This is a genomic window from Pseudomonas sp. RP-B7 (assembly GCF_059803535.1).
The window spans coordinates 22,959-47,432 of record NZ_JAPFHC010000024.1 but is presented as its reverse complement, the minus strand read 5'-3'; the positions used below and the strand labels follow the sequence as shown (position 1 = coordinate 47,432).

Here is a 24,474-nt window from a genome sequence, read left to right as displayed (position 1 = left end):
AAGCTAGATGAGCATTGTCTGTCACTTAATACGGGAATTGGCGAACCTGTTTTCGTAATGTTCTCCCTCAAATATGCGTAGAGGATTCAGTAGATCTTCCTCTGGATCCCAGCGATGAAACTCAAATCGTCCGCTCAGTTTCATCACCCAGGCGCGTCATGCTCCAGGTTGTAAAACGAGGACAACGACGGCTGATTATCAAGATCGATGAGCAGGGTCCGAACACCTGCGTCGGCGCAGAACGCGCCCAGATTGGCGCCAACCGTAGCCTTACCCGGCCCGCCTTTGGTTGAAACGACTGCAGCGACTTTCATGGGGCTTACCTCTGAATCGTGGGATTAGAGACGTCTTCATGCCTGCCACGCTGTGCGCTTCAATCACCCCGGCCAAATCCAAGGCAAAAAAAAGCCTGCATCTCTGCAGGCTTTTCTCTATCTGGCTCCACGACCTGGACTCGAACCAGGGACCCAATGATTAACAGTCATTTGCTCTACCAACTGAGCTATCGCGGAATGCGCCGTATGTTACTGATTAAAAAGAAGAAGTCAAGCATTCAGTGCGAACGTACCGGATGATCGGTCGTGAGTGGCTGTTCCTTGGCCAAATCCAGCCAGGCCCGCGCGGCGGGTGGCAGGTGGGCGCTGGCGCGCCAGGCCAGGGCGATGTGCCAGTCGGTGTGGGGTTCGTCCAGCGGGATCAGGGCGATGCCGGTGTGTTGATGCTTGTGCGCCAGCATGCGCGGCAGGAAGGCGACGCCCAGGCCGGCCGAGACCAGGTCGACGATAAAGTCGATCTGCCCGCTGCGGGCCGCGACCCGAGGGGTCACGCCTTTGCGTTCGCACGCGGCGAGGATCTTGGCGTTGAGGGCGAAGCCGGCTTCGAACAGGATGAACGGCGAGTCCGCCAGGTCGTTGAAGTCGATGCGCGTGTTTTGCGCCAGAGGGTGCTCCACGGGCAGCACGGCCATCAACGGTTCGTTGCGTACGGGCTGGTGGTCGAAACCTTCGTCCATCGGCAGCAGTAGCGCCGCCAGGTCGACCTCCCCCGCTTCCAGGCAGTCGCGCAGTTTTTTGCTGCCGTATTCGGTGAGTTCGATCTCGATGTCCGGATAGCGGCGGCGGTAGGTCGCAAACATCGCTGCAAACAACACACCGCAGCCCACTGGCGGCAAGCCGATGCGCAGTACGCCGCGCTTGAGGCCACGCAAGTCGTTGATCTCGGCCAGCAGGTCATTGTGCTCGGCAAGCAGCACCTGGGCGCGGCGGTAGGTCATTTCGCCAGCAGCGGTGAGTTCGTTCTTATGCCCGAGGCGATTGAGCAGCGGCATGCCCAGTTCATCCTCCAGGGTCTTGACCGCCTTGCTCACCGTGGATTGGGTCAGGGACACAACCTCAGCCGCCTGGGAGAAACCGCCCTGGCGCACCACTTCGACAAAGGTGCGCAGTGTTCTGAGGTTCATCAGTATTCCTTTAGCGACTGGATGCTAGTTGAAAAAGTTGTTTTTATCATGCCAGAGCTTTGCTTATCGTGAACCCCCTTTGACCTGTGGAGTTTACGCTGATGATCATTTCGTCCGCTTCCGATTACCGTGAAGCCGCCCGACGCAAGCTGCCGCGCTTTCTGTTCGATTACATCGACGGTGGCGCCAACGCTGAGCACACGATGCGCGCCAACGGCACGGACTTGGCCGACATCAGCCTGCGCCAGCGCATCCTGCGTAATGTCGACAACCTGAGCCTGAAAAGCACGCTGTTCGGCCAGGAATTGGCGCTGCCGGTGATCCTCAGCCCGGTTGGCCTGACCGGCATGTATGCGCGTCGCGGTGAAGTGCAGGCCGCCAAGGCGGCGGCGAACAAAGGTATTCCGTTCTGCCTGTCGACAGTGTCGGTGTGCCCGATTGAAGAGGTCGCGTCGCAAAGCCCACAGGCGATCTGGTTCCAACTCTATGTGCTCAAGGACCGCGGTTTCATGCGCAATGCCCTGGAGCGTGCGCAAGCCGCCGGGGTCACGACGCTGGTATTCACCGTCGATATGCCCACGCCGGGTTCGCGTTACCGCGATGCGCACTCGGGCATGTCCGGGCCGTTCGCCGCTTCGCGCCGCATACTGCAAGCCGTGACCAAGCCGCAATGGGCCGTCGATGTCGGGTTGATGGGGCGCCCCCATGACCTGGGCAATATCTCCAAATACCTCGGCAAACCCACGCACCTGGAAGACTACATCGGCTGGCTGGCCAACAATTTCGATCCGTCGATCAGTTGGAAAGACCTGGAGTGGATCCGTGAATTCTGGAAGGGCCCGATGATCATCAAGGGCATCCTCGACCCGCAAGACGCCAAGGACGCCGTGAGTTTCGGCGCCGACGGCATCGTGGTCTCCAACCACGGAGGCCGGCAGTTGGATGGCGTGTTGTCCACCGCCAAGGCATTGCCGCCGATTGCCGAAGTGGTCGGGGACGATCTGACGGTGCTGGTGGACTCGGGTGTGCGCTCCGGGCTCGACGTGGTACGCATGCTCGCCCTCGGCGCCAAGGCGTGCCTGCTGGGACGTTCGACCGCCTACGCGCTGGCCGCCGAGGGTCAGCACGGCGTGGAAAACCTGCTGGATATCTTCGCCAAGGAAATGCGCGTGGCCATGACCCTGACCGGTGTGACCTCGATCGATCAGATCGACCGTACAACGCTGGTCAACCCATAGCCAAATAAATGGCGTCACTGGGCACCGTTGCACCTTGGCTGTATTTACAGCCATTTGATTTAAAAGGACTTTTATAAAAACAAAGGATTTGGCATGAATCTCGCTCTAACTTGTCTCAAGCAGGTTAGGCGATGACAAGACGTGTGGCAGTGCCCAGGGGTTATAACCCACTGCAAAGCGGTCTAAACTGTTTCCAATGTTTTACGGAACTGAGGGAACAGTACGACGCATGGCACTCGCCACTCTTATCGAGCCTGTAAGACAGTTCTGCGCTTAGAGGCTGATAGTTTATGAAAACACCGACCCATACCAACGCAATTGACTTCGACAGTGCCAAATTGCAACGCCTGGGTTTCGGTCAACCGTCCTCCCTGCCACGACGCCCCACCACAGTCGCGCAGCTGCGCCAGCAGTTGAGCATGCACTTGCAGACCAGCCTGGAACCGGAGCGGATCCTCGGCCTGTTTTTCCGCGAAATCCAACGCCTGGTCCCCCTGGACGCCCTGCAATATCACCACCAGGCCAGCGACCTGCGCCTAGAGTTTGGCCATCGCGGCCATCACTCGGTGAGCTACGCGCTGAGCCATGAAGGCGAGCACCTGGGCGAGTTGGTGTTCCGCCGCAACCAGCGCCTTCTGGAAGACGAACTGAGTCAGCTCGAATCCTTGCTGGCTACCCTGCTCTACCCGATGCGCAATGCCCTGCTCTATCGCGCGGCCACCCGCAGCGCGCTGCGCGATCCGTTGACGCAAACCGGTAACCGCATCGCCATGGATCAGACCCTGCAACGGGAAATCGACATGGCGCGCCGGCATTTGAACCCACTGTCGCTGCTGATGCTGGACATCGATCACTTCAAGATCATCAACGACACCCATGGCCATACGGCCGGCGACAGCGTGTTGCGCACCGTGGCCCAGGCCATCAAGAGCCAGTTGCGTAACGTCGACATGGTGTTCAGGTTTGGCGGGGAAGAGTTTCTGATCCTGCTGTCCAACACCGGCCGGGACGCGGCGGCGATGGTCGGCGAACGCCTGCGCAAGGCGGCACAAGCCCACGACTATTGGGCGGATGGGACAAGAATCGAACTGACCGTGAGCCTCGGTTGCTCGACCCTGCTGGCCGCAGAGTCGGCCGACAGCCTCTTGCGCCGGGCCGACAGCGCCTTGTACGTGGCCAAGCGCGAAGGCCGCAACCGCTTGGCAATGGCGGGGTAAGCACCCCGCCATCACGTGTTACATCACGCCTCGCTGGCGACGCGCATCGGGCGCTCACGCACGGCCGCAGGCGCTTTCTCTTTCTCCAGGTGCATGCAGCTTTCCAGGAACAGATACATGTAGTCGTAGCTCTTGCATACGGCTTGGCGCAGTTCGACCTGCAAGGCCTTGCTCGGGTTCATCCCGGCCAGGGTGCAGATGATTTCCAGTGCTTCCCACGGGTGGGCATCGTCGTACTGGGCATGCATCTTCAGCCACTTCATCGCACGCTTGCGTTCTTCTTCGGGGAAGGCCGCCGCGTAGACACCGGTGGAACACACCACGGCCGACCACTCCCCCGTCGCCCCTTCGATTGCATAGTTGGTCGCGGCCACGGCCACGATCAGCGAATCGGCCGAGCTGGTGTGCCAGCACCAGTGGCTGAGCGCATGCAATTCAGGCGGCACGTTCTGCGCCTGCAACTCCTCGAGGCTGACCCCATGGGCACGCGCCCAATGCACCCAATAATCGGCGTGGTTCAACTCGACGCGAATATTGCGCATCAGCCAACGTCGCGCCATATCCTCCCCAGGATGGCGGGCAAACTTGGTCTTGGTGAGGTTCTGTGCCATGTACAACGCAAACTGTTCAACCACCGGCCAGCCACCGATCAGGTAGTGGCGCATGGTCTTGGCGCTGAGCGTGTTGTCACGCATGCGCTGGTACAGTTCGTGCTCGACAACTCGGCGCTTGCTCTCGCTACAGTCCTGGATCAATTGCTGTGCCCAGGCTGGGTAACTTGAGGCTTCCATTAGCGGGCCGGTTCTGTTGAATGTGTCGATCACTATAAGGCTCCTTTTTTAGTGTGATAGTACAGACCAGCGTATGTTTCAGCGGAATGTGCCGGGCGCCCTGAATAACAGGGGCTGCGGTCGCACAGGTCGACACTGCAAGCTATCAAAGGTAAACAATTGCGGGCGTTCTATCAGGTAGCCCTGAGCGTAATCCACACCAATCTCAAGCAACGCCTGTTCGATGTGCGGTGTTTCAACAAACTCGGCAATTGTGCGCTTACCCATGACGTGGCCGATGTGATTGATCACTTCGACCATGGCGCGGTTAATCGGGTCGTCCAGCATATCCTTTACGAAACTTCCATCGATCTTCAGGAAGTCTACAGGTAAATGTTTGAGATAAGCGAATGAGGACATTCCGGCACAAAAGTCGTCGAGCGAGAAATGACAACCTAAGGCTTTGAGTTCATTAATAAAGCGAATTGCACTGCCCAGGTTGGCGATAGCACTGGTTTCGGTTATTTCAAAACAGATCATCGCCGGCGGTATACCGTAGTTATTGAATTTCTCACGTAAAAAGCCGAGAAAGTCGTCATCGCCGATGGTAATACCCGACAGATTGATCGCACACATCGCCATGGGCAGGCCCGGCCGCTCGTGCATGCAGTCGGCGATGATCTTGAACACATTATCCACCACCCAACGGTCCAGCGAGGTCATCAAGCCATAGCGCTCGGCGGCCGGGATAAAACTGTCGGGCAAGATGATGCGACCGCCTTCGTCATGCAGGCGCAGCAGGATTTCAATATGCCCGGTGCCGCCATCGGTATACCCCAGGGGCGCGATTTCCTGGGCGTACAAGCAAAACCGGTTTTCCTCCAGGGCCATGTGCAAGCGCTGCACCCAGGCCATCTCGCCAAACCGCAGGGACAGTTCCGAATCGTCGGCATGATAGACCTGCACCCGGTTGCGGCCCTTTTCCTTGGCCATGTAGCAGGCCATGTCCGCCGCTCGCAGTGACGTCTCCAGGGTGGTCGGGACCTGGGAGATATGCACCAGGCCAATGCTGACGGTGGTCATGAACGGCCGGCCCTTCCACACAAAATGCAGGCTTTGCACGGTATGGCGCAGGCTCTCGGCGATTTTCTCCGCCACCGGCGCCGGGCAGTTTTCCAGCAGGATGCCGAACTCGTCGCCGCCCAGGCGCGCCAGGGTGTCGCCGTCGCGCAGGTCCGATTGCAGGAGCGCGCAGATGTGCCGCAGCAGTTCATCGCCCGCTGCGTGGCCGCAGGTGTCGTTGACCAGCTTGAACTGGTCCAGGTCGAGGAACATCAACGCATGCCGTGGGTTCTGCTGGCGCCCCACGTGATGCAGCACCTGCTCCAGCCGGAACTCGAATTCGCGACGGTTGGCCAGGCCGGTCAACGCATCGTGGGTGGCCTGCCACGACAGGTTGGCAATGTACTGGCGCTCCTGGGTCATGTCATGCAGCACCAGCACGGCCCCGCTGACCTTGCCGGCACTGCAGATCGGCGCCCCCACCAGCGTCACCGAAACCGTGCTGCCGTCCAGGCGCTGGATCAGCTTGGAATGCTCGCTGCCACCACTGAGCCGGCCCTTGATGATGTGATCGATCAGGGTAAAACCGTCGGGCTCGGCGTTTTCGTCGAGCAGTTTGAACAACGCGGCCAGGGGCAGGCCCTGGGCCTGGGCCGACTTCCAGTGGGTCAACGCCTCGGCCGCCGGGTTCATGTAGGCGATGGCGCCATCGACGTCGGTGGTGATCACCCCATCGCCAATCGACTCCAGGGTGATCTGCGCACGCTCCTTTTCCGCCTGCAAGGCGTCGGCGAACGCATGACGCTGGGCCAGCAGTTTGTGGGTGCGCAACAGCGCCAGCACGATCAGGCCCAGGGCGGTCGCCAGGTTCGTGATCAGCAGCAGGCGCAGAATCATCCGCGAACCTTCGCCCAAGGCGTCGCTGAAGGCCTTGGCGGCCGGCGTCACCCCTTCATTGATCGCAGTGATGCGCGCCTTCCATTGCCGCACGTCGTTGCCGCTGAGGTGGTCGGCGCGGATCGCGCGGTGCATTTCCTGGGCCAGGTCATCCAGTTGCAGCAGGTAGCCGTCGCCGACCGTCCACAGCTCGATGGCTTTTTCCAGGTAGCTGAAATGGCGGAAGTTGAGGTACAGCCAGATCAGGCTGGAGACATCGTCGGGATGGTTACCGCCCTTGAGGATGCCCTGGCGGGCGGCGGCGATGTCGGGAGCGGGTTGGTCGAGGGCGATGCGCAGTTCATGCCCGCCCTGGGGCACGGCGATGGCTTGCTGGTACTTGAGGTAGGTGGTTTCGTCGCGGTTGTCGGCGTAGAGGGTCAGGTAATAGATGGCATCTTTCTGGCCCTTGGACCACAAGCTTTCGCCTGCCACGTAGCCGCGCACGGCCGAAAGCACGTAGAGACTGACGCAGCCTAACAATGCCTGGAACAGCACGACGGCGATAAAGGGCCACACAATGCCCAACAGCCGAGGCGTTCCGAGAGTCCGCTTTTGCTTCATGAAGTCCCTTGCACATGCACCGCTGGATACGCACGCGAAAAACCGCTTCCGATAGCTCAGCCTAGGCTAAATCAACGCACTTGTTGCAAGTGTCCATAAAGTTTTGCGTACAGCCCGCCGTCGGCGATCAGTTGTTGATGATCACCATCCTCGGCAATGTGCCCGCCGTCAAACACCAAGACCCGGTCTGCCTGCTTAACCGCCGACAGACGGTGGGCGATGATCAGTGTAGTACGCCCGCTGAGAAACCGCGCCAGCGCCTGGTGCAGGTTGTACTCGGTGGCGGCGTCGAGGGCGGAAGTCGCTTCGTCGAGGATCACCACCTTCGGCTCGGCCAGGACCATCCGCGCAATCGCCAGGCGTTGCCGCTGGCCGCCGGAAAACCGCACCCCGGAACGCCCCACCACACTGTCCAGGCCCATCGGCAGTGCCTTGACGGTAGCATCCAGCTGGGCAATTTCCAGTGCCTGCCAGCAGGCCTGGTCGCTGCGGGTGCGCCCCATGGTCAGGTTGGCGCGCACGGTGTCGTTGAACAACGCCGGGTGTTGCAGCACCACGGCGACGTTCTCGCGGATGGTCTCCAGGCCGATTTCCTGCTGGGTCGCACCGCCGAAGCGGATGCTGCCCGCCTGCGGCGTGTACAACCCCAGCAGCAACTGCACCAGGGTGCTCTTGCCGCCACCGCTGGCGCCGACGATCGCGACCTTCTCGCCCGGCGCAATGGCCAGGTTCAGTTGGTCGAGCACCAGGTCTTCGCCATAGCCGAAATTCAGCCCGCGGACTTCGATACCGACCGTTTCCCGCCCGCTGAACGGGTCTTCGCCGCCGGCGTATTGCGGCTCGTCGGCCCGTGCCAATAGCTCGTTGATCCGCGTCAGCGCGCCGCCCGCCGCGTAATAGGCGTATTGCAGGTTAAGCAGTTGCTCCACCGGGCCGATCATGAACCACAGGTAGCTGAACACCGCGAGCATCTGGCCGATGGACAGGTCGGAAAACAGCACGGTGAGCATCGCCGCCGCGCGGAAGATGTCGATGCCGAACTGGAACAGCAAGCCACTGGCGCGGCTGGACGCATCGGTTTTCCACTGCGAGTGCACCGCATAGTCACGCACTTCCTGGGCGCGCTGGCCCAGGCGGCCCAGGAAAAACCCCTGGCGGTTGCCGGCGCGCACTTCCTGGATCGCATCCAGGGTTTCGGTCAGGGCTTGAGTGAACCGCGAGGTGCTGTCGTTCTCGAGTTTCTTCAAGTGCTTGACCCGTTTGCCCAACTGCACCGTGGCGTAGATCACCAACGGGTTGAACAGCAGGATCAGCAGCGCCAGCTGCCAATGCATCCACACCAGGATCGCCGACGTGCCCACCAGGGTGAGCATCGCCACGAGGAAACGGCTGAGGGTTTCACCGACGAATTTGTCCAGGGTGTCCAGGTCGGTGACCAAATGGGTGGTGACCGTGCCGCTGCCCAGGCTTTCGTATTCCCCCAGGGAGATGCGCTTGAGCCGCTCGATCAAGCGCACGCGGATGCGGTACACGATGTCCTTGGCCAGCCGCGCAAACAGCCGCGCCTGCACCACGTTGAACACCAGCGCGCCGCAGCGCAGGAACAACGTCACCAGCAGCATCAGGCCGATATAACCGGCGGCTTTCTGCCAGCCCAGCGGCAGCGCGTGGTTCATCACCTTGAGCGCGGCGTCGCCGTGGCCGAGCAGCACTTCATCGACCAGCAGCGGCAACAGCAGCGGGATAGGCACGCTGCACAGGGTCGCCAGGACGGCGACGCCATTGGCGATCCACAGGGATTTCTTGTGACGCAGGGCCAGGCGGCGGATCTCCGCCCAGGTCAGTCGATCAGTGCGCTGGGCCGGTTCATGCACAGGTGGCTCGCTCCAGCCATCGGCCCAGTAGCGGCGACAGCTCGGCCAGCGGCTGGTAGCCGTTGGTCAGCAAAGCCAGCTGGCCATTGCGCTCGGCCAGCAGCGTCGGAAAACCGGCGATGCCCAGGTCCTGCACCCAGGTGAAATCGGCAGCCGTGGCCGCGTGCTGCTCGGCACGGTCGAAGGCACCGGCAAACTCGATACGCGGGATGCCCGCCTGTTCGGCCAGGTCCACCAGCACGCTGGCGAGGGTCACGTCGCGGCCCTCGACATAAAACGCGCGCTGGATCAGCCCCAGCAACGTCCACGCACAATCCGGCGCCAGGCTGCGCGCGGTGACGATGGCGCGACACGCAGGCTCCGTGTCATACACAAAACCGTCGGGCAACGCCCCTTCGCGCTTGAACGGCTGGCCGGTAGCGTCGGTCACCGCCTGCCAGTGTTCGAGGATGTAGCGCCGCGTGGTCGGCTCCAGCGCCGCACCGCTGCCGGTGCGCAAGCCGCCCACCACCAGGTGCAGTTCCACACCGGCGGCCCGGGCCTGCTCCACCAAGGCTTCGGCTACCGGGGCAAACCCCCAGCACCAGGAACACATCGGGTCCATTACATAGAGCAAGCGCGCGGACATGGCTCAGGCCTCGGAAGGGGATTGCTTGTAGTTGAAGCCAATCGGGTGCGGCATATTGCGGGCCTTGGCCAGCTCGATCTGCTTCTGCCGGTCGATCGCGCTACGGCGGGTCTTCTCCGGCAGCTTGTCCCAGCAATGCGGGCAGCTGATGCCGGCCACGTAGTGCTCGGACGCGCGGTCTTCGACACTCACGGGTGTGCGGCAGGCATGACATTGATCGTAGTCGCCTTCGCTCAAGTCGTGGCGCACGGTCACGCGATTATCGAAAACAAAGCAGTCGCCCTGCCACTTGGTTTCGGCCTGCGGCACCTCTTCGAGGTACTTCAGGATGCCGCCCTTGAGGTGATACACCTCATCGAAGCCTTCGCTGAGCATGTAGCTGGAGGCCTTTTCGCAACGAATACCGCCGGTGCAGAACATGGCGACTTTCTTGTGCTTGGCCGGGTCGAAGTTGGCTTTGATATAGTCGGGAAATTCGCGAAAACTGGTGGTTTTCGGGTCGATTGCGCCTTCAAAGGTGCCGATCGACACTTCGTAGTCGTTGCGGGTGTCGATCAACAGCACTTCCGGATCGCTGATCAACGCGTTCCAGTCCTGCGGATCCACGTAGGTGCCGACTTTCTTGTTCGGGTCGACGCCTTCGACGCCCAGGGTCACGATCTCTTTCTTGAGCTTGACCTTGGTGCGGTAGAACGGCTGGTCGTCGCAGTAGGATTCTTTGTGGTCGATGTCGACCATGCGCGGGTCGTTCTTCAGCCAGGCCATCAGGCCATCAATGCCTTCGCGGCTACCGGAAACGGTGCCGTTGATGCCTTCTTCGGCGATCAGCAAGGTGCCTTTGATGCCGTTGTCGACCATCGCCTGCAGCAGTGGCTCGCGCAGGGCGACGTAATCTTCGAGGGTGACGAACTTATACAGTGCCGCCACGACAATCGGTTGAGTCATGGGTGTTCTCTCCAGGTGGCTACCCTCGTAAAGGGTGAACCGGATGCAAAAAAAAACGCGCCGACTGAGCGGCGCGTTGCGGATTCTAACAAATGCCCGGTGTCAGAGACACCCGATCATCAATCATGCCCGCCGGCGCAGGTCGGCGAGGCCGGGGCTGCGTCGATTTTCGCCCATTCTTCAGGCGTGTAGGTATGCAGCGCCAGCGCATGAAACTCGCTCATCAGGTCACCCAGGGTGGCGTAGACCTTCTGGTGGCGCTTGACGCGGTTAAGCCCCTCGAACTGTGGGCTGACCAGCACGGCCTTGAAGTGGGTCTGCAACCCACGGCTGTGCATGTGGCTTTCATCCAGCACGCTCAAGTGGTCCGGGCCCAGGGCGGCGAGCGCCGTTTCGATACGCTGTTGCATGGTCATTCCTGCTTACTTCTTCTTGGCCGGTGCGGCGGCTTTCGGCGCCAGCTCGTTGGTCATGTCGTCCAACAGCTTGTTCACCACCGGCACGGCGCTTTCCAGCTTGGCCTGGGTCATCTGGGCCGATTGCTGGGTCAGTTGCGGCATTTTTTCGAGGACCTTCTTGCCCAATGGCGATTGGTAGAAAGCCACCAGGTCCTTGAGTTCGGATTCGCTGAAGTTGGTGGTGTAGAGCTTGACCATGTCCGGTTTCAGCTTGTCCCAGCCAATGGCCTTGTCCAGGGCGGCGTTGGCCTTGGCCTGGTAGCTGTCCAGCACGGACTGCTTGGCGGCAGGTGCCTTGGTCTGTTCGAAACGCTGGGCGAACATTTGCTGCACTTGCATGTACACCGGGGTACCCAGCTTGTCGGCGTGGGCCAGGGTAAGGAAGGCTTCGGCACTGGCGTTGTGGCTGGCGGTATCGGCAAAAACCTGGCCGCTGGCGCAAACCAGAGCAACCGCGGTACAGATGGCACGAAGACGAGTCATCGAGTTTCCTTTTCTAGCAGGCGAGGTAAGACCCCAAGGGCGCCCATTCTGCGCCTAAAAAACCTCGCGGCTCAACCCCGGGCCTTGCCGGGCAAGGATTCCGCGCGGATGAATCCGATGAAAAGTCTTTTAGGGAACCCCACCGGCCGATCACGGCCTAAACTGCGCAAACCGATCTCAAGGAGTGTGCCCGATGAGCCGTATCGAAACCGACAGCCTGGGAGACGTAGAAGTCCCGGATGACGCTTACTGGGGCGCGCAGACCCAACGTTCACTGGTGAATTTCGCCATCGGCGAGCAACGCATGCCGCTGGCGGTGTTGCACGCCCTGGCGCTGATCAAGAAGGCCGCCGCGCGGGTCAACGACCGTAACGGCGACCTGCCCGCCGACATCGCCCGCCTGATCGAACAGGCCGCCGACGAAGTCCTCGCAGGCAGGCACGACGACCAGTTCCCGCTGGTGGTCTGGCAGACCGGCAGCGGCACCCAGAGCAACATGAACGCCAATGAAGTCATCGCGGGCCGCGCCAATGAGCTGTCGGGCAAATCCCGTGGCGGCAAGAGCCCGGTGCATCCCAACGACCATGTGAACCGCTCCCAGAGTTCCAACGATTGCTTTCCCACGGCGATGAGCATTGCGGCGGTCCAGGCGATACACCAACGCTTGCTGCCAGCCATTGCCGCCCTCTCCGGTGGCCTGGCCGAACAGGCTGCACGGCATATGAAGCTGGTGAAGACCGGCCGTACCCACATGATGGATGCCACGCCGATCACCTTCGGCCAGGAGCTCTCGGCGTTCATCGCCCAGCTCGACTACGCCGAACGCGCCGTGCGCAGCGCCCTGCCCGCGGTGTGCGAGTTGGCCCAGGGTGGCACGGCGGTGGGCACCGGGCTGAACGCGCCCCATGGCTTTGGCGAGGCGATTGCCTCCGAGCTGGCGGCGTTGTCCGGGCTCCCTTTCGTCACCGCGCCGAACAAGTTTGCCGCCCTCTCCGGCCATGAGCCGCTGGTGACCCTGCACGGCGCCCTGAAAACCCTCGCGGTGGCGTTGATGAAAATCGCCAACGACCTGCGCCTGCTGGGCTCCGGCCCGCGTGCCGGGTTTGCCGAGGTCAAGTTGCCCGCCAACGAGCCTGGCAGTTCGATCATGCCGGGCAAGGTCAACCCGACCCAGTGCGAAGCCCTGTCGATGCTGGCCTGCCAGGTGCTGGGCAATGACGTGACCATCGGCCTCGCCGCCAGCCAGGGTCACTTGCAGTTGAACGTGTACAAACCGGTGATCATCCACAACCTGCTGGAATCGATCCGTCTGCTGGCCGACGGCTGCAACAACTTCCAGGAACATTGCGTGGCTGGGCTTGCGCCCGACGCCGGGCAAATGGCCGAACACCTGGAGCGCGGGCTGATGCTGGTGACAGCGCTCAACCCGCATATCGGCTACGACAAATCGGCCGAAATCGCCAAGAAAGCCTACGCCGAAGGGCTGACGCTACGGGAAGCCGCCCTGGCGCTGGGCTACCTCACCGATGCCGAGTTCGATCTGTGGGTGCGCCCGGAAAACATGCTGGGAGCCTAAGACGCCATGCGCAACCGCCGGGCCTTGAGCCCGGCCATCAATGAAGGCGCCAGCGCCACGGTCGCCGAGCCCAGCACCACCACCAACGCCCCGGCATACCCCAGGGCGTTGATATCTTCGGCCTGCACATAATCCGGCCACCACCACGCTGCCACCGCCACCGCAACAAAAGTCACCAACGGCGTGAGCGCCAGAGTCGCACTGACCCGTGAGGCTTCCCAATGCGCCAATGCTTCGGCAAACGCACCGTAAGCCACCAGGGTATTCATGCAGCACGCCAGCAACAGCCATGCTTGCAGCGGGCTCAGGCCCAAGGCTTCCAACGGGTGTGCCCACGGCGTAAGCAACACGGCGCAACACAGGTAGATCACCATCATCACTTGCAGCGAATTCCATGCGGTGAGCAATTGCTTCTGGCCCAAGGCGTAGAACACCCAAATGGTGGTGGCCAGCAGGACGGTCAGAACGCCCGCCGTGTAATCGCCAAGGGACGTCAGCAACTCCTCCAGGCGTTGATTGAAGAACAAACCAAAGCCACAGATCAGCACGATCAGGCCAAGCACCTGGCCCAGGCTGAAGCGCTCCTTGAACACAAACACACTGGCGACCATCAAAAAGATCGGGCCCATCTGCACCACCAATTGCGCGGTGCCGGGGCTGAGCAGTTGCAAGCCCACCAGGTACAACACGTAGTTGCCCACCAGGCCACACACGGCCATGCCCACCAGCCAGCCGCCCTTGGGGCCGAGCACCTTGTGGCTGGGCAGGCGCTTGGTCAGTGCGAGGTAGAAGAACAGACACCCACCGGCAACGGTGAGGCGAAACCACGTGACGGTGATCGGGTCCATCACCTGCAGCACCTGCTTGAGTTTGATCGGCAGGATGCCCCACAGGAACGCGGTCAGCAGGGTCAACAGAAAGCCATAGACCCAGCGGCCGGAAGAGATGTGCATGAGTGCCCCAGAAGCCAGAGGAAGTGGAGCCGCATTCTAGGGGCAAGAACACGACTCGCGATACGCTGCAGTTCAAATGTGGGAGCGGGCTTGCTCGCGAATGCAGGGTGTCAGTCGCTGCATGTATTGGCTGACACACCGCATTCGCGAGCAAGCCCGCTCCCACAATTTGATCCGGTTTCTTCAGTAGCCTTAGCGTACGGCTTCGAACAGGCCGGTGGCCCCCATGCCGCCGCCCACACACATGGTGACAATGCCGTAGCGCAGGTTGCGCCGCTGCAACTCACGCACCAGATGCCCCACCTGCCGCGAACCGGTCATGCCGAACGGATGCCCGATGGAGATCGAACCGCCATTGACGTTGTACCTGGCATTGTCGATCTCCAGACGATTGCGCGCATACAGGCACTGGGACGCAAACGCTTCGTTCAACTCCCACAGATCAATGTCCGCCACCTGCAAACCCTTGGCCTTGAGCAACTTGGGCACCGAGAACACCGGGCCGATGCCCATTTCGTCCGGCTCACAACCGGCCACGGCAAAACCACGGAAAAACGCCTTGGGCTTGAGCCCCAGCTCCAGGGCTTTTTCCAGGCTCATCACCAGGGTCATCGACGCACCGTCGGACAACTGCGACGAGTTACCCGCCGTCACCGAACCGTCGTCGGCAAACACCGGCTTCAAGCCTTGCAGGCTGGCCAAGGAGGTATCGGGGCGGTTGCAATCGTCGCGGTCGACCACACCGTCGAGGATCTGCACCGCACCGGAGTTCTTGTCCTCGACCTTGTACTTGACCGCCATCGGCACGATCTCATCGTTGAACAAACCATCGGCCTGGGCCTGGGCCGTACGCTGCTGGCTTTGCAGGGCGTACAGGTCCTGCTCTTCACGGCTGACGTTGTAGCGGCGGGCGACGATCTCGGCGGTCTGGCCCATGGGGAAATAGATGCCCGGCACCTGCTCTTTGAGCAGCGGGTTGATCAGGTTGTCGGTGTTGACGCTTTTCATGGTCAGGCTGATGGACTCGACTCCACCGGCAACGATGATGTCGCTGCACCCCGAAGCAATCTGGTTGGCCGCAATCGCAATCGCCTGCAAGCCCGACGAGCAGAAACGGTTGAGGGTCATCCCCGCCGTGCCGGTGCCCAGTTGCGACAATACCGCCACGTTGCGCCCGATGTTGTAGCCCTGGGCGCCCTCGTTGGAACCCGCGCCAACGATGCAATCTTCCACGGCGGCCGGGTCGATGCCGTTGCGGCTGAGCAGCGCGTTGACGCAATGGGCCGCCATGTCATCGGGGCGGGTCTGGTTGAACTTGCCGCGAAAGGATTTGGCCAGGCCGGTTCGCACGCTGTCGACGATCACTACTTCACGCATGGGCTACCTCGATCTTGTCATTGTTGGGAGATGGATCGAGCATAGATCCAGCTGATTCCAACCGCGACGATCATTCACCCGGCGTATGCAAAAGCATGGGGACAAAAATCATCCCCTGCTGAACCGCCATCCCCGTAGTGAGCGGGCTTGCCCCGCGCCGGGGGGCGAAGCCGCCCCAAATCGATCCGCCGCGGTGTATCAGGAAGACCGAGGTGCCTGGGTTTGGGGCGGCTTCGCCCCCCAGCGCGGGGCAAGCCCGCTCACTACAACAGGCGAGGCGGGAATCCATCACGAGTCGGTTATTTGTGTTTCTTTTTGGCGTGCTTGTCGGACTTGGCAAACGCCTCCTCCAGCGCCAGGTTGATGGTGCGCAGCACCTTGACCCGCGCCCAGCGTTTGTCGTTGGCCTCCACCAGCGTCCAGGGCGAGACTTCAGTGCTGGTACGGTCGACCATATCGCCGACGGCCCCACGGTAGTCATCCCATTTGTCCCGGTTGCGCCAGTCGTCTTCGGTGATCTTGAAGCGCTTGAACGGGATTTCCTCGCGGGCCTGGAAGCGCTCCAACTGAGTGTCCTTGTCGATCGCCAGCCAGAACTTGACCACGATCACCCCCGCGTCGCGCAGTTGCTCTTCGAAGTCATTGATTTCGCCATAGGCGCGCATCCAGTCGGCGGAGGTGCAGAAGCCTTCAATACGCTCCACCAGCACGCGGCCGTACCACGAGCGATCGAACACGGTGAACATGCCGCGCGCCGGGATCTTCTGCCAGAAGCGCCACAGGTACGGTTGGGCGCGTTCGTCTTCACTCGGCGCGGCGATCGGCACGATGTGGTACTGGCGCGGGTCGAGCGCGGCCGCGACACGGCGGATCGCCCCGCCCTTGCCTGCCGCATCGTTGCCTTCAAACACCGTGACCAGCGCGTGCTTGCGCATGCGTTTGTCGCGCATCAGGCCGGACAGCCGCGCCTGCTCGGTGATCAGCTGTTCTTCGTAATCGTCCTTTTCCAGGCGCTGGCTCAGGTCGAGGCTGTCGAGCAGGCTTTTCTTGTCCACCGACGCAATCAACGGCGCCGGGTTCATGCCGCTGGCCTTGCCCTTGGGCAGTTTCAGGGCGTTCTGGATGCCTTCGAGCAGCAGCTTGCCCACGGTGAGGCTGCGGTAATTGGCGTCGACACCTTCGATCACATGCCACGGCGCATAGTCGCGGCTGGTGCGGCGCAGCACGCGCTCGCCAAAGTGCACGAACTTGTCGTAGGTCTCGGACTGCTGCCAGTCCAGCGGGCTGATGCGCCAGCTGTGCAGCGGGTCGTCGGCCAGGGCCTTGAGCCGTGCCTTCATCTGCTTCTTGGAGAGGTGGAACCAGAACTTGAAGATCAGCGCGCCTTCATCGCAGAGCATCTTTTCCAGGCGTTCGGCGCCGGCGATGGCCTGGTCCAGGCGGGCGTCCTTGATCTGCCCGTGCACCCGGCCTTGCAGCATCTGGCTGTACCAGTTGCCAAAGAACACGCCCATGCGCCCCTTGGCCGGCAACTGTCGCCAGTAGCGCCAGGCCGGTGGGCGGGCCAGTTCTTCATCGGTCTGCTGGTCGAAGGTGCGCACCTCGATCAGGCGTGGGTCCATCCATTCATTCAGCAGCTTGACCGTCTCGCCCTTGCCGGCGCCTTCGATGCCGTTGATCAGGATGATCACCGGGAAGCGCTTTTGCTGTTGCAGCTCGTACTGCACCTCCAACAAGGCTTCGCGCAGGGCGGGCACTTCGGCGTCGTAGGTGTCTTTGTCGATGGCGTGACCGATTTCGGCGGATTCGAACATGGGCAGCTCCGTTTCAAGATGGCTCAAGACTAGCGGATTGGGCAGCAACACGCGGGAGGAAATTCCACCGGCGCTTGCCGTGGGTCAATTCATTCCCCATTGATCGGCTAGAATGACGGCCTTGTGTTTACCGAGCCGCCCATGAACCCCATCACCCACGCCCAGCTCGACTGGGACGAACAAGGTCGCCCGCACTCGCGGGTCTTCGACGACGTGTACTTCTCCGACCAGTCGGGCCTTGAAGAAACCCGCTATGTGTTCCTCGAACAGAACCGCTTGCAGGAACGCTTTGCGGCCTTGCCGGTGGGTGGGCGGTTGGTGATTGGCGAAACCGGCTTCGGCACGGGCCTGAATTTCCTGTGCGCCTGGCAGCTGTTCGAACAGCACGCGGTGGCCGGGGCGCGGCTGCATTTTGTCAGCGTGGAAAAATACCCGCTGAGCCACGCCGACCTGCAACGTGCCCTCGCCCTCTGGCCTGAGTTGCAGCCATTCGCCGAGCAACTGCTCCAGCAGTACGTCGCCATCCACCAGGGTTTCCAGCGCCTGGTGCTGGACAACGGCCGCGTGACCCTGACCCTGTTGATCGGCGACGTACTGGAGCAATTGCCGCAACTGGATGCGCAGGTCGATGCATGGTTTCTCGACGGCTTCGCACCAGCGAAAAACCCCGAGATGTGGACCGCCGAGCTGTTTGCCGAACTGGCACGCCTGGCCGCGCCGGGCTCGACCATCAGCACCTTCACCAGCACCGGCTGGGTGCGACGACTGATCAACGCCGCCGGGTTCAAGATGAAGCGCACGCCGGGCATCGGCCATAAGTGGGAGATCCTGCGCGGCGAGTTTCTCGGCTGGCCCGAAACAGCCCCGCTGCCCACCCGCGCCAAACCCTGGTTCGCCCGCCCTGTGCCCGTGGAAGGCGAACGCAAGGCCCTGGTCATCGGCGGCGGCCTGGCCGGTTGCGCCACGGCCGCCAGCCTGGCAGCGCGGGGTTGGCAAGTGAGCCTGCTAGAGCGGCATGCCACCCTCGCCCAGGAAGCCTCGGGCAACCCCCAGGGCGTGCTTTACCTCAAGCTCTCGGCCCATGGCACCGCGTTGTCGCAAATGATCGTCGCCGGTTTCGGCCACACGCGCCGCCTGCTGGAGCACTTGCATCGCGGCGTGGACTGGGACGGCTGCGGTGTATTGCAACTGGCCTTCGACACCAAGGAAGCCCAGCGCCAGGCACAGCTTGCGCAAGCCTTCGCGCCAGACCTGTTGCACCTGCTTGACCGCGACCAGGCGCAAGCCAGAGCCGGTATTGCGCTGGAACACGGCGGGCTGTTTTTCCCTGAAGGCGGTTGGGTACATCCCCCCGCGCTGTGCGAATGGCAAGCCAGCCAAACCGGCATTACGGTGCTGCCCCACACCCATGTGCTCGACCTGCGCCGCGTCGACGATCACTGGCAAGCCTGGGACGGTGAACACCTGCTGGCCAGCGCCCCCGTGGTGGTCCTGGCCGGCGCCGCCGAGGTCCAGCGTTTCGCTGACCTGCCCCTCAAGCGCATTCGCGGGCAGATCACGCGTCTGCCACAGACTGCCGAGAGCCAGGCCCTGAGCACCGTGGTGTGTGCCGAAGGTTACGTCGCCCCGCCGCGCCTGGGCGAACACACCCTGGGGGCCAGCTTCGACTTCAAGAACGAAGACCTCACCCCCACGGCTGCCGACCACGCCGGCAACCTGACGATGCTGTACGACATCTCCACCGATCTGGCCCAGCGCCTGCACGCCGACACGCTCGACCCCAGCGTATTGCAAGGCCGCGCTGCGTTCCGCTGCACCAGCCCGGATTACTTGCCGATTGTCGGGCCGCTGGCCGACAGCATGGCGTTCAACCAGGCCTACGCAGTATTGCGCAAGGACGCACGCAGTGTTCCGGACACACCCTGCCCTTGGCTCGACGGTTTGTATGTCAACAGCGGCCACGGCTCCCGTGGCCTGATCACCGCACCACTGTCTGCCGAGCTGCTCGCGGCCTGGCTCGATGACGAACCCTTGCCGGTGCCCCGCAGCGTGGCGGACGCCTGCCACCCCAATCGGTTTGCCGTGCGCGGGCTGGTGCGCAGCAACGCGAACAAGGCCTGACTAGATGCACCCCTTCAGTTCGCCTTGCTTCAAGGCGTCCAGGGTCAAGCGCTCCAGTTCGGTTTTCTCGGCCTTCTCCTGCTCCCGAAGAATGATGTTCATCTGCTCGCGGTAACTGGCGTCGTCCAGCGTAAGGCTTTGGTCGAACACCGCTTGCAGCCGTCCATCAAAGGGCTCGTTCAAGCCCTCGAACCTGGCCGCATGCGTGCGCTTGAGGTACTGCGTCCAGAACGGTAGTTCCACCAGGTACTTCATTAGCTTTGGCGAGAGTTCGGCAGCCCTGACCCGGCTTTCCGCCTCCTCCAGATTGGCGGCGGTCACCCCGCCAAGGCTGGCAAAGCGCATATGCCGTGGCTGCCCAGGCAGATGGAACCGTTCAACCAGGCCTGTGCGGAACGCCAGGCTGACTTCCAACGGGTCGACCAAGGGATGTTCGAGGCTGTGGTTATGGGCCAGCCGCTCAAGCTGGTCGAGACGAAACAATCCTTTGGCCAACTTCAACAGCGGCGTGGCGGTCAGGCGCCCGGTTGCCGCCAGCCGGGCGGCCTCGCGAATTTCCACCAGCACCTCCAGGCTGCTGAAATTGACTGCCGCGGCATCATCGCAATTGAGAGGGGTTGCGGCGCGCTCGAAGATTTCCTCGCGCAACTCGGCGTCTTTGCCGGTGGCCTCGAGTACGCGCCAGACGCGCCGATCCATGTCTTCGCGGACCTGAGCAGCATCCGCCGTACCGCCCAGTTCGGCGAGCAGGGTGAACAAACCGTCCGAGCCCGGCTCGTCCCTCAACCCCGCCCAGGTCTGGTCCTTTTCGGTGTAGCCGGCCACCCGCTCATCCGACAGCCACAGGTCGCGTGCCCTCTGTTCCGTCAGGCGAGCGAGGTCGTCCTCCAGAAACCCCATGCCCACACCATGGGCACTGCGGTAGTTGCGCAGTAACTGCTGACTGCGCACATCCAGAGGGTTATGCCGCAGATTGATCGTCTGGGCATAGCTGCGCGGCGCCTCGAACAACCAGGCGGGCAATACACTGATATCGTTTTCCCTAAGGTCGAGGGTTTCCAGATACGGCAGGCGGGCAACGCCCTTGGGGAACTCCGTGAGACGACAATTGCGCAGCATCAACTCGCGCAGCACGAACAGCTGACTGACGTCGGGCGGGTCCAGCAGCGGGTTGTTGTTCAGGTTCAACACTTGCAGGCTGCGCAGCCCGGCCAGTGTGGCACGCGAGTATTCATTCAGTTGCAGGCCGTTGTTGGCCATGCACAGGTACTCCAGCTGCGGCATCTGCGCCAGCACTTGGGGAATCCGCTTGACCTGGTTGTCCGCCAGGTTCAGGGACATCAGGTTTTTGAAGTGTTTGAGAAAGTAGGCCACCCTATCGTCCAGGCCCATTTTGCCAAGGGACAACAGCCGCACCCCATCAAAGCTGACTTGCGGCGGCAACGTCGGCAAGGGGTCATGCAGCATACCGTCCAGCGACAGGCCCGGCACTTTCCTGGCGTTATGATCGAGCAGGCTCGTCATGCGCTTCCAGCCGTGCTCAATGGCCTTGGCCACCTGATGGCGGCTCAAGCGGTAGTCCCTGTGTGATGTAACCTCAGGGTTTTCCGCAGAACGGTCACTGCGCCAGATTTTCAAGGCTCGGTGCAACGCGTCGAACTGCTGCTCCAGCGCCTCCACGAACTTGGCCCGCCCGAGATGATCAACGCCCGCGTCCTGAATAATGTTGGTCAGCTTGTGGTCATCCTCCAGGGGATAGAGTTTCCTCAGCTTGCGCATCAATGCCGGCTCGGCCTCTGACAGGCCTGGCGGCGCCGCCTGGAAACAGGGGAGTGGGTCGGGCTCGACCGCAGCCCAGTCGGAACGCAGGTAGGCCGCTACCCGTCTGCGTTGACTCTGGGTGCTCGAGCGTATGCGACTGAGCAACTGCTGGGGCGCCGACTCGCCCATCAGGTTCATGCTTGTGCGATGGCGCGCGGGCAATGCATCCACCAAGGCCTGGTAGAACCCATAAGGGCCATCGGCTCGGCCTGACAGCGGCCGACCCACCTCATCGAACGCCTGGACCCCCTCCTCAGTCTCCACCAACGTGCGTTGGACAGTGGCCGAGGGGCTCCCCACCCGGGCCATCACCTCGCCGCGCACGCTTTGCCGGCGAAGTTGCACTGACAGGTCCCGTGGCCACCCCGCCAAGTCCTGCGCTGCCCCGAGGGCAATGCGACGGGTGTCGGGCAGCGCCTGCTCCGGCAGGTACAGACCGGTCAGGGCGCGATCCTCGTGCATTCGCTCAAGCGCGCCGTGCGCGCGCTCGGCCATACCCAACGGCACACGGCCGGTCTTGCGCAAACGCTGGCGCTGGACGTCCGGAGATTCGATCAGCACTTCCCTGGCCAAGCGGTTGGAGAGCCTGGGATGTGCCTCTTTCAGAGACTGCAACTCGCCCTCGGCCACGCCCTCCTGATCCAGATAGAGTTTGTGCGTCAGCACCTGGTGATGCGCCTTGAGAGTTTCCAGCAAACGCCGCTCCAACACCGGCTGCGCCTGGTCCCGCGGGATACTCTCACCGAGCAGCGCATGACGTTCTTCATCGTTCAACGCCTGCAGTACGGTCTGCATCACCCGGCCCTCCTTAAGCTCGTGCTGGGTGATATGGATGCTCAGGTCTTCGTAATCGAAAGGCTCAAGGTCCGGATGGCGCTCCAGCAAATACTCCTCATCATCCAACACTTCGAAAAAGCGCCCTTTGGGCCAACCCGGCATCATCGGAATCGCCAGCAACTGGGTGCGCGCAGTGTCGACCGAGGGCGACTCACCTCGTTGCAGCTGGCTGATCAGGTCGACGACTTTCTGATGCTGCTTGACCCGCACCACACAATCCTGGAAGCGCTCCGGCAGCGCTTCATGCCCCCGGGCCAGGCGCCGCGCTTCGGGGATGGTCATATCCGTGATGCCGGCAATGGTGTCCAACTGCTCGCCATTGATCTCTTCAAGGCTGGGATCGAGACGCTTCAAGCTGTAGCGCAAGTCCTGCCAGTGCTCCGGGCGTTCGAAAGCGTGCTGCCAGCCACCACGATAATTGTGATACAGCGGCGGACGGTAGGCCGTAGGGCGCAGCGGATGGTTGATCCGCCAGTGGCCAATGCCGGGGTCGAAGCCGATCGAATACAGCGCCCCGTCGATCTTGATCCACGACTGCCCTTTTGACTGATACAGGCCCTTACTGTTGGTAACCCAGCGCGCATCCTTGGCGGGCGCTTGCCGGTAGGGCGCCAGGCGCGGGCGCCATAAACCCGGACGCGCGTCCGTGCGGGTAATGGCCTCGACCTTATTGAAGAAATCCGTCGAGGGTTCGCGCGGTTTCAACGCACCGACTATTCGCCCCCCCGCCGCGAACGCCACCATGGCCGCCAGGCTTTCTGCGATGTTGACCAGATGCCGCAAGGCCTCGGTACTGTCGTCATCCAGCCAGTCCTCGACACCGTCGAACACCTCGCCCAACAGTTGCCCGATGGCCACGCCGCTCATCAGTTGGCCCAGCACCGGCACCATCAAGGCTGCAACGTTCAAGATATTCAGGCCCGCCTCCAGGTAGCCTTGCCAGCGAGCCTCGTCAGCGTCCTGGTCGACCTGCAACGTCGGCACTGCCAGGGCAAGGGCATCGCGCTGGATTTTTCCGGTGTAGGCATGGAAAAAGAACGCCGAAAATTCACTGGTCGTCGGTACGGGCTCCAACCGCCCCAGACGTTTGTTCACGTCGAAACGCTCAAAGAAGCCCAGGCGGTCGTTTTCATCCAGGTACTGCTGGAAAACCTCGCGATAACTGGCCACCTGCAACTTCAACGTGAGGTAAAGCCGGAAGTCCTCCAGGGATTCGTACTCATACCAGGGCCTGAAGGGCTCATTGGGCATGTACACCAGGAACGCCCCGCCCCCGAGCTTGCCGGGGTCGTCGTCACACACCACCAACACGCTCCACAGGCAGGTGCTATCGATGTTCAGGCCTTGCCATATCAGGGGTTTTTCCAGTGGGGTCAGGTACGCCAGCTCACTGGCGGGGCGGTCGGCCTTGATCAACTTGAGCATGCGCTCGCCCAACGCCGCGCTGACATGCTCCTTGGCGCAGGCAATGTGCAGGTCGATCTGCATGTCGAGGTTCTTCGATTGGCCAATATGCGTGGCCGCCGTGTTGTAGCTCAAGCCACTGTTTTGCAGTGGATCCGTCGGTTGTGGCAAGCCAAAGACGTCGCACAGATGGCGTTGGTAGGCCCCCCCCAGGTCCAGTTCGCGACAGTACTCGACGAACTGTTGCACCGTGAGGTCCGGTATTGGCTTGCCCGTGGCGGCTGAACGGATCACCGCCCGCGGCGACATGCCGCCCCTTCTGGCCCGGGCGGCGTCGAAGTTCTGCATGGCGGCTTGCACCAGGCTGCGTTTTTCCCAGGTGGTGGTTTCGATCAACGCGCCACCCAGGTCGGGGGTAACGCCTGTCAGGCTACGTCTTGGCAGCTCCAGGCGATCCTGCTTTACATCCACCTGCTCCACGCCTTTGCTCAGCAGAAAGGTATGCAACCGCTCGGCACAGAACTCATCCAGGGGCTGCACGCGCTGCAGGAGCGCCTTGAGTTGGCGTCGCGGTTGCTGGCTGTCGCGATGGGCTTGCTCAAGGGCAGCCAGGGTGGCGGGCCTGGCTTCCACCAACCACGGCGGCAGGGTGCTGCGCAGCACCCGTGCCTTGTCCAGGTCACCGGTCATGTCCAACACGACTGCCAACAGTTCATCTTCAGTCACAGGTTCCGTGACTGCACTCAAATCGCGTTTCTCCGTCATGGGTAGGCGTCCTTGTCGCACTGCTAACTGAGTGCTCACCCTAAGCGCGCGGCAGCAAAAAACGCATTCGAATATCGACGTGGTCAGCCCGCCAAACGAGCGGCAATCCCAATGCATCCTGGCGGTATGTAACACCCCTGCCTTACGGGCCGCGCAGCGCCGAGGGGCATAC

General features: G+C 62.0%; 16 protein-coding genes, 1 tRNA gene and 1 pseudogene. 4 read left to right on the top strand and 14 right to left on the bottom strand.

Annotated elements, in window-relative coordinates; all coding sequences use genetic code 11:
* Positions 1–146: 146 nt before the first annotated feature.
* The 3 genes and pseudogenes from OPU96_RS20390 to OPU96_RS20380 all read right to left on the bottom strand — a co-directional run.
* A pseudogene (locus OPU96_RS20390) lies at positions 147–314 on the bottom strand (ParA family protein); the annotation flags it as partial.
* A 122-nt stretch (positions 315–436) separates the two neighbouring features.
* A tRNA-Asn gene (locus tag OPU96_RS20385) sits at positions 437–512 on the bottom strand.
* Between the two features lie 41 nt (positions 513–553).
* Positions 554–1,459 (bottom strand): LysR family transcriptional regulator, encoded by a 906-nt coding sequence (locus tag OPU96_RS20380; RefSeq protein ID WP_498559565.1) that lies wholly within the window; start codon positions 1,457–1,459, stop codon positions 554–556.
* A 101-nt stretch (positions 1,460–1,560) separates the two neighbouring features.
* Here OPU96_RS20380 and lldD point away from each other — a divergent pair, with 101 nt between their 5' ends.
* Positions 1,561–2,697, top strand: a complete 1,137-nt coding sequence (gene lldD / locus OPU96_RS20375) for an FMN-dependent L-lactate dehydrogenase LldD (protein WP_226455068.1) — start codon at positions 1,561–1,563, stop codon at positions 2,695–2,697.
* A gap of 290 nt (positions 2,698–2,987) precedes the next feature.
* The gene (locus OPU96_RS20370; RefSeq protein ID WP_498559564.1) at positions 2,988–3,914 is read left to right on the top strand and encodes a GGDEF domain-containing protein; all 927 of its coding nucleotides are present in this window, start codon (positions 2,988–2,990) and stop codon (positions 3,912–3,914) included.
* Positions 3,915–3,937: 23 nt separating this feature from the next.
* Here the strand turns inward: OPU96_RS20370 and OPU96_RS20365 are convergent, their stop codons facing one another.
* The 7 genes from OPU96_RS20365 to OPU96_RS20335 all read right to left on the bottom strand — a co-directional run bounded on the left by OPU96_RS20365 (position 3,938) and on the right by OPU96_RS20335 (position 11,634).
* On the bottom strand, positions 3,938–4,705 hold the full coding sequence (locus OPU96_RS20365) for an iron-containing redox enzyme family protein (RefSeq protein ID WP_225595247.1): 768 nt from the start codon (positions 4,703–4,705) through the stop codon (positions 3,938–3,940).
* Positions 4,706–4,783: 78 nt separating this feature from the next.
* On the bottom strand, positions 4,784–7,246 hold the full coding sequence (locus OPU96_RS20360; protein WP_498559563.1) for an EAL domain-containing protein: 2,463 nt from the start codon (positions 7,244–7,246) through the stop codon (positions 4,784–4,786).
* Positions 7,247–7,317: 71 nt separating this feature from the next.
* Entirely contained in the window at positions 7,318–9,120 is a 1,803-nt protein-coding gene (locus OPU96_RS20355; protein ID WP_192296901.1) for an ABC transporter ATP-binding protein, read from the bottom strand.
* Entirely contained in the window at positions 9,113–9,715 is a 603-nt protein-coding gene (locus tag OPU96_RS20350; protein WP_305392790.1) for a DsbA family protein, read from the bottom strand. The genes OPU96_RS20355 and OPU96_RS20350 overlap by 8 nt, the downstream gene beginning before the upstream one ends.
* A 36-nt stretch (positions 9,716–9,751) precedes the next feature.
* Positions 9,752–10,693: an oxygen-dependent tRNA uridine(34) hydroxylase TrhO gene (gene trhO, locus OPU96_RS20345; protein WP_226455064.1), complete on the bottom strand. Its 942-nt coding sequence runs from the start codon at positions 10,691–10,693 to the stop codon at positions 9,752–9,754.
* 119 nt (positions 10,694–10,812) lie between these two features.
* The gene (locus OPU96_RS20340; protein WP_192296903.1) at positions 10,813–11,109 is read right to left on the bottom strand and encodes a BolA family protein; all 297 of its coding nucleotides are present in this window, start codon (positions 11,107–11,109) and stop codon (positions 10,813–10,815) included.
* A gap of 6 nt (positions 11,110–11,115) precedes the next feature.
* Positions 11,116–11,634, bottom strand: coding sequence for a DUF2059 domain-containing protein (locus OPU96_RS20335; protein WP_192296904.1), 519 nt, complete (start codon positions 11,632–11,634; stop codon positions 11,116–11,118).
* A gap of 193 nt (positions 11,635–11,827) precedes the next feature.
* On the opposite strand from OPU96_RS20335, the gene OPU96_RS20330 reads away from it, so the two are divergent.
* Positions 11,828–13,210, top strand: coding sequence for a class II fumarate hydratase (locus OPU96_RS20330; protein ID WP_226455062.1), 1,383 nt, complete (start codon positions 11,828–11,830; stop codon positions 13,208–13,210).
* On the opposite strand, the gene OPU96_RS20325 is transcribed toward OPU96_RS20330, so the two are convergent.
* The 3 genes from OPU96_RS20325 to pap form a co-directional block, all read right to left on the bottom strand.
* The gene (locus tag OPU96_RS20325; RefSeq protein WP_498559562.1) at positions 13,207–14,163 is read right to left on the bottom strand and encodes a DMT family transporter; all 957 of its coding nucleotides are present in this window, start codon (positions 14,161–14,163) and stop codon (positions 13,207–13,209) included. The genes OPU96_RS20330 and OPU96_RS20325 overlap by 4 nt on opposite strands.
* Before the next feature lie 192 nt (positions 14,164–14,355).
* A complete protein-coding gene (locus tag OPU96_RS20320) occupies positions 14,356–15,540 on the bottom strand; it encodes a thiolase family protein (RefSeq protein ID WP_498559561.1) in 1,185 nt (394 codons plus the stop codon).
* Between the two features lie 299 nt (positions 15,541–15,839).
* Positions 15,840–17,354, bottom strand: coding sequence for a polyphosphate:AMP phosphotransferase (gene pap / locus OPU96_RS20315; RefSeq protein ID WP_226455060.1), 1,515 nt, complete (start codon positions 17,352–17,354; stop codon positions 15,840–15,842).
* A gap of 141 nt (positions 17,355–17,495) precedes the next feature.
* On the opposite strand from pap, the gene mnmC reads away from it, so the two are divergent.
* Complete coding sequence (gene mnmC / locus OPU96_RS20310; protein ID WP_498559560.1) at positions 17,496–19,475, top strand: bifunctional tRNA (5-methylaminomethyl-2-thiouridine)(34)-methyltransferase MnmC2/FAD-dependent 5-carboxymethylaminomethyl-2-thiouridine(34) oxidoreductase MnmC1; 1,980 nt, start codon at positions 17,496–17,498, stop codon at positions 19,473–19,475.
* Here mnmC and OPU96_RS20305 read toward each other — a convergent pair whose 3' ends face one another.
* The gene (locus OPU96_RS20305; protein ID WP_498559559.1) at positions 19,476–24,302 is read right to left on the bottom strand and encodes an NEL-type E3 ubiquitin ligase domain-containing protein; all 4,827 of its coding nucleotides are present in this window, start codon (positions 24,300–24,302) and stop codon (positions 19,476–19,478) included.
* Between the last annotated feature and the right edge of the window lie 172 nt (positions 24,303–24,474).

Excerpts from the sequence above, each read along its gene's own strand:
- OPU96_RS20305 (WP_498559559.1), bottom strand. The coding sequence starts at position 24,302 with ATGACGGAGAAACGCGATTTGAGTGCAGTCACGGAACCTGTGACTGAA.
- trhO (WP_226455064.1), bottom strand. The coding sequence starts at position 10,693 with ATGACTCAACCGATTGTCGTGGCGGCACTGTATAAGTTCGTCACCCTC.
- lldD (WP_226455068.1), top strand. The coding sequence starts at position 1,561 with ATGATCATTTCGTCCGCTTCCGATTACCGTGAAGCCGCCCGACGCAAG.
- OPU96_RS20380 (WP_498559565.1), bottom strand. The coding sequence starts at position 1,459 with ATGAACCTCAGAACACTGCGCACCTTTGTCGAAGTGGTGCGCCAGGGC.
- OPU96_RS20330 (WP_226455062.1), top strand. The coding sequence starts at position 11,828 with ATGAGCCGTATCGAAACCGACAGCCTGGGAGACGTAGAAGTCCCGGAT.
- OPU96_RS20360 (WP_498559563.1), bottom strand. The coding sequence starts at position 7,246 with ATGAAGCAAAAGCGGACTCTCGGAACGCCTCGGCTGTTGGGCATTGTG.
- OPU96_RS20370 (WP_498559564.1), top strand. The coding sequence starts at position 2,988 with ATGAAAACACCGACCCATACCAACGCAATTGACTTCGACAGTGCCAAA.
- OPU96_RS20325 (WP_498559562.1), bottom strand. The coding sequence starts at position 14,163 with ATGCACATCTCTTCCGGCCGCTGGGTCTATGGCTTTCTGTTGACCCTG.
- pap (WP_226455060.1), bottom strand. The coding sequence starts at position 17,354 with ATGTTCGAATCCGCCGAAATCGGTCACGCCATCGACAAAGACACCTAC.
- OPU96_RS20350 (WP_305392790.1), bottom strand. The coding sequence starts at position 9,715 with ATGTGTTCCTGGTGCTGGGGGTTTGCCCCGGTAGCCGAAGCCTTGGTG.
- OPU96_RS20340 (WP_192296903.1), bottom strand. The coding sequence starts at position 11,109 with ATGACCATGCAACAGCGTATCGAAACGGCGCTCGCCGCCCTGGGCCCG.
- OPU96_RS20320 (WP_498559561.1), bottom strand. The coding sequence starts at position 15,540 with ATGCGTGAAGTAGTGATCGTCGACAGCGTGCGAACCGGCCTGGCCAAA.
- OPU96_RS20335 (WP_192296904.1), bottom strand. The coding sequence starts at position 11,634 with ATGACTCGTCTTCGTGCCATCTGTACCGCGGTTGCTCTGGTTTGCGCC.
- mnmC (WP_498559560.1), top strand. The coding sequence starts at position 17,496 with ATGAACCCCATCACCCACGCCCAGCTCGACTGGGACGAACAAGGTCGC.
- OPU96_RS20365 (WP_225595247.1), bottom strand. The coding sequence starts at position 4,705 with ATGGAAGCCTCAAGTTACCCAGCCTGGGCACAGCAATTGATCCAGGAC.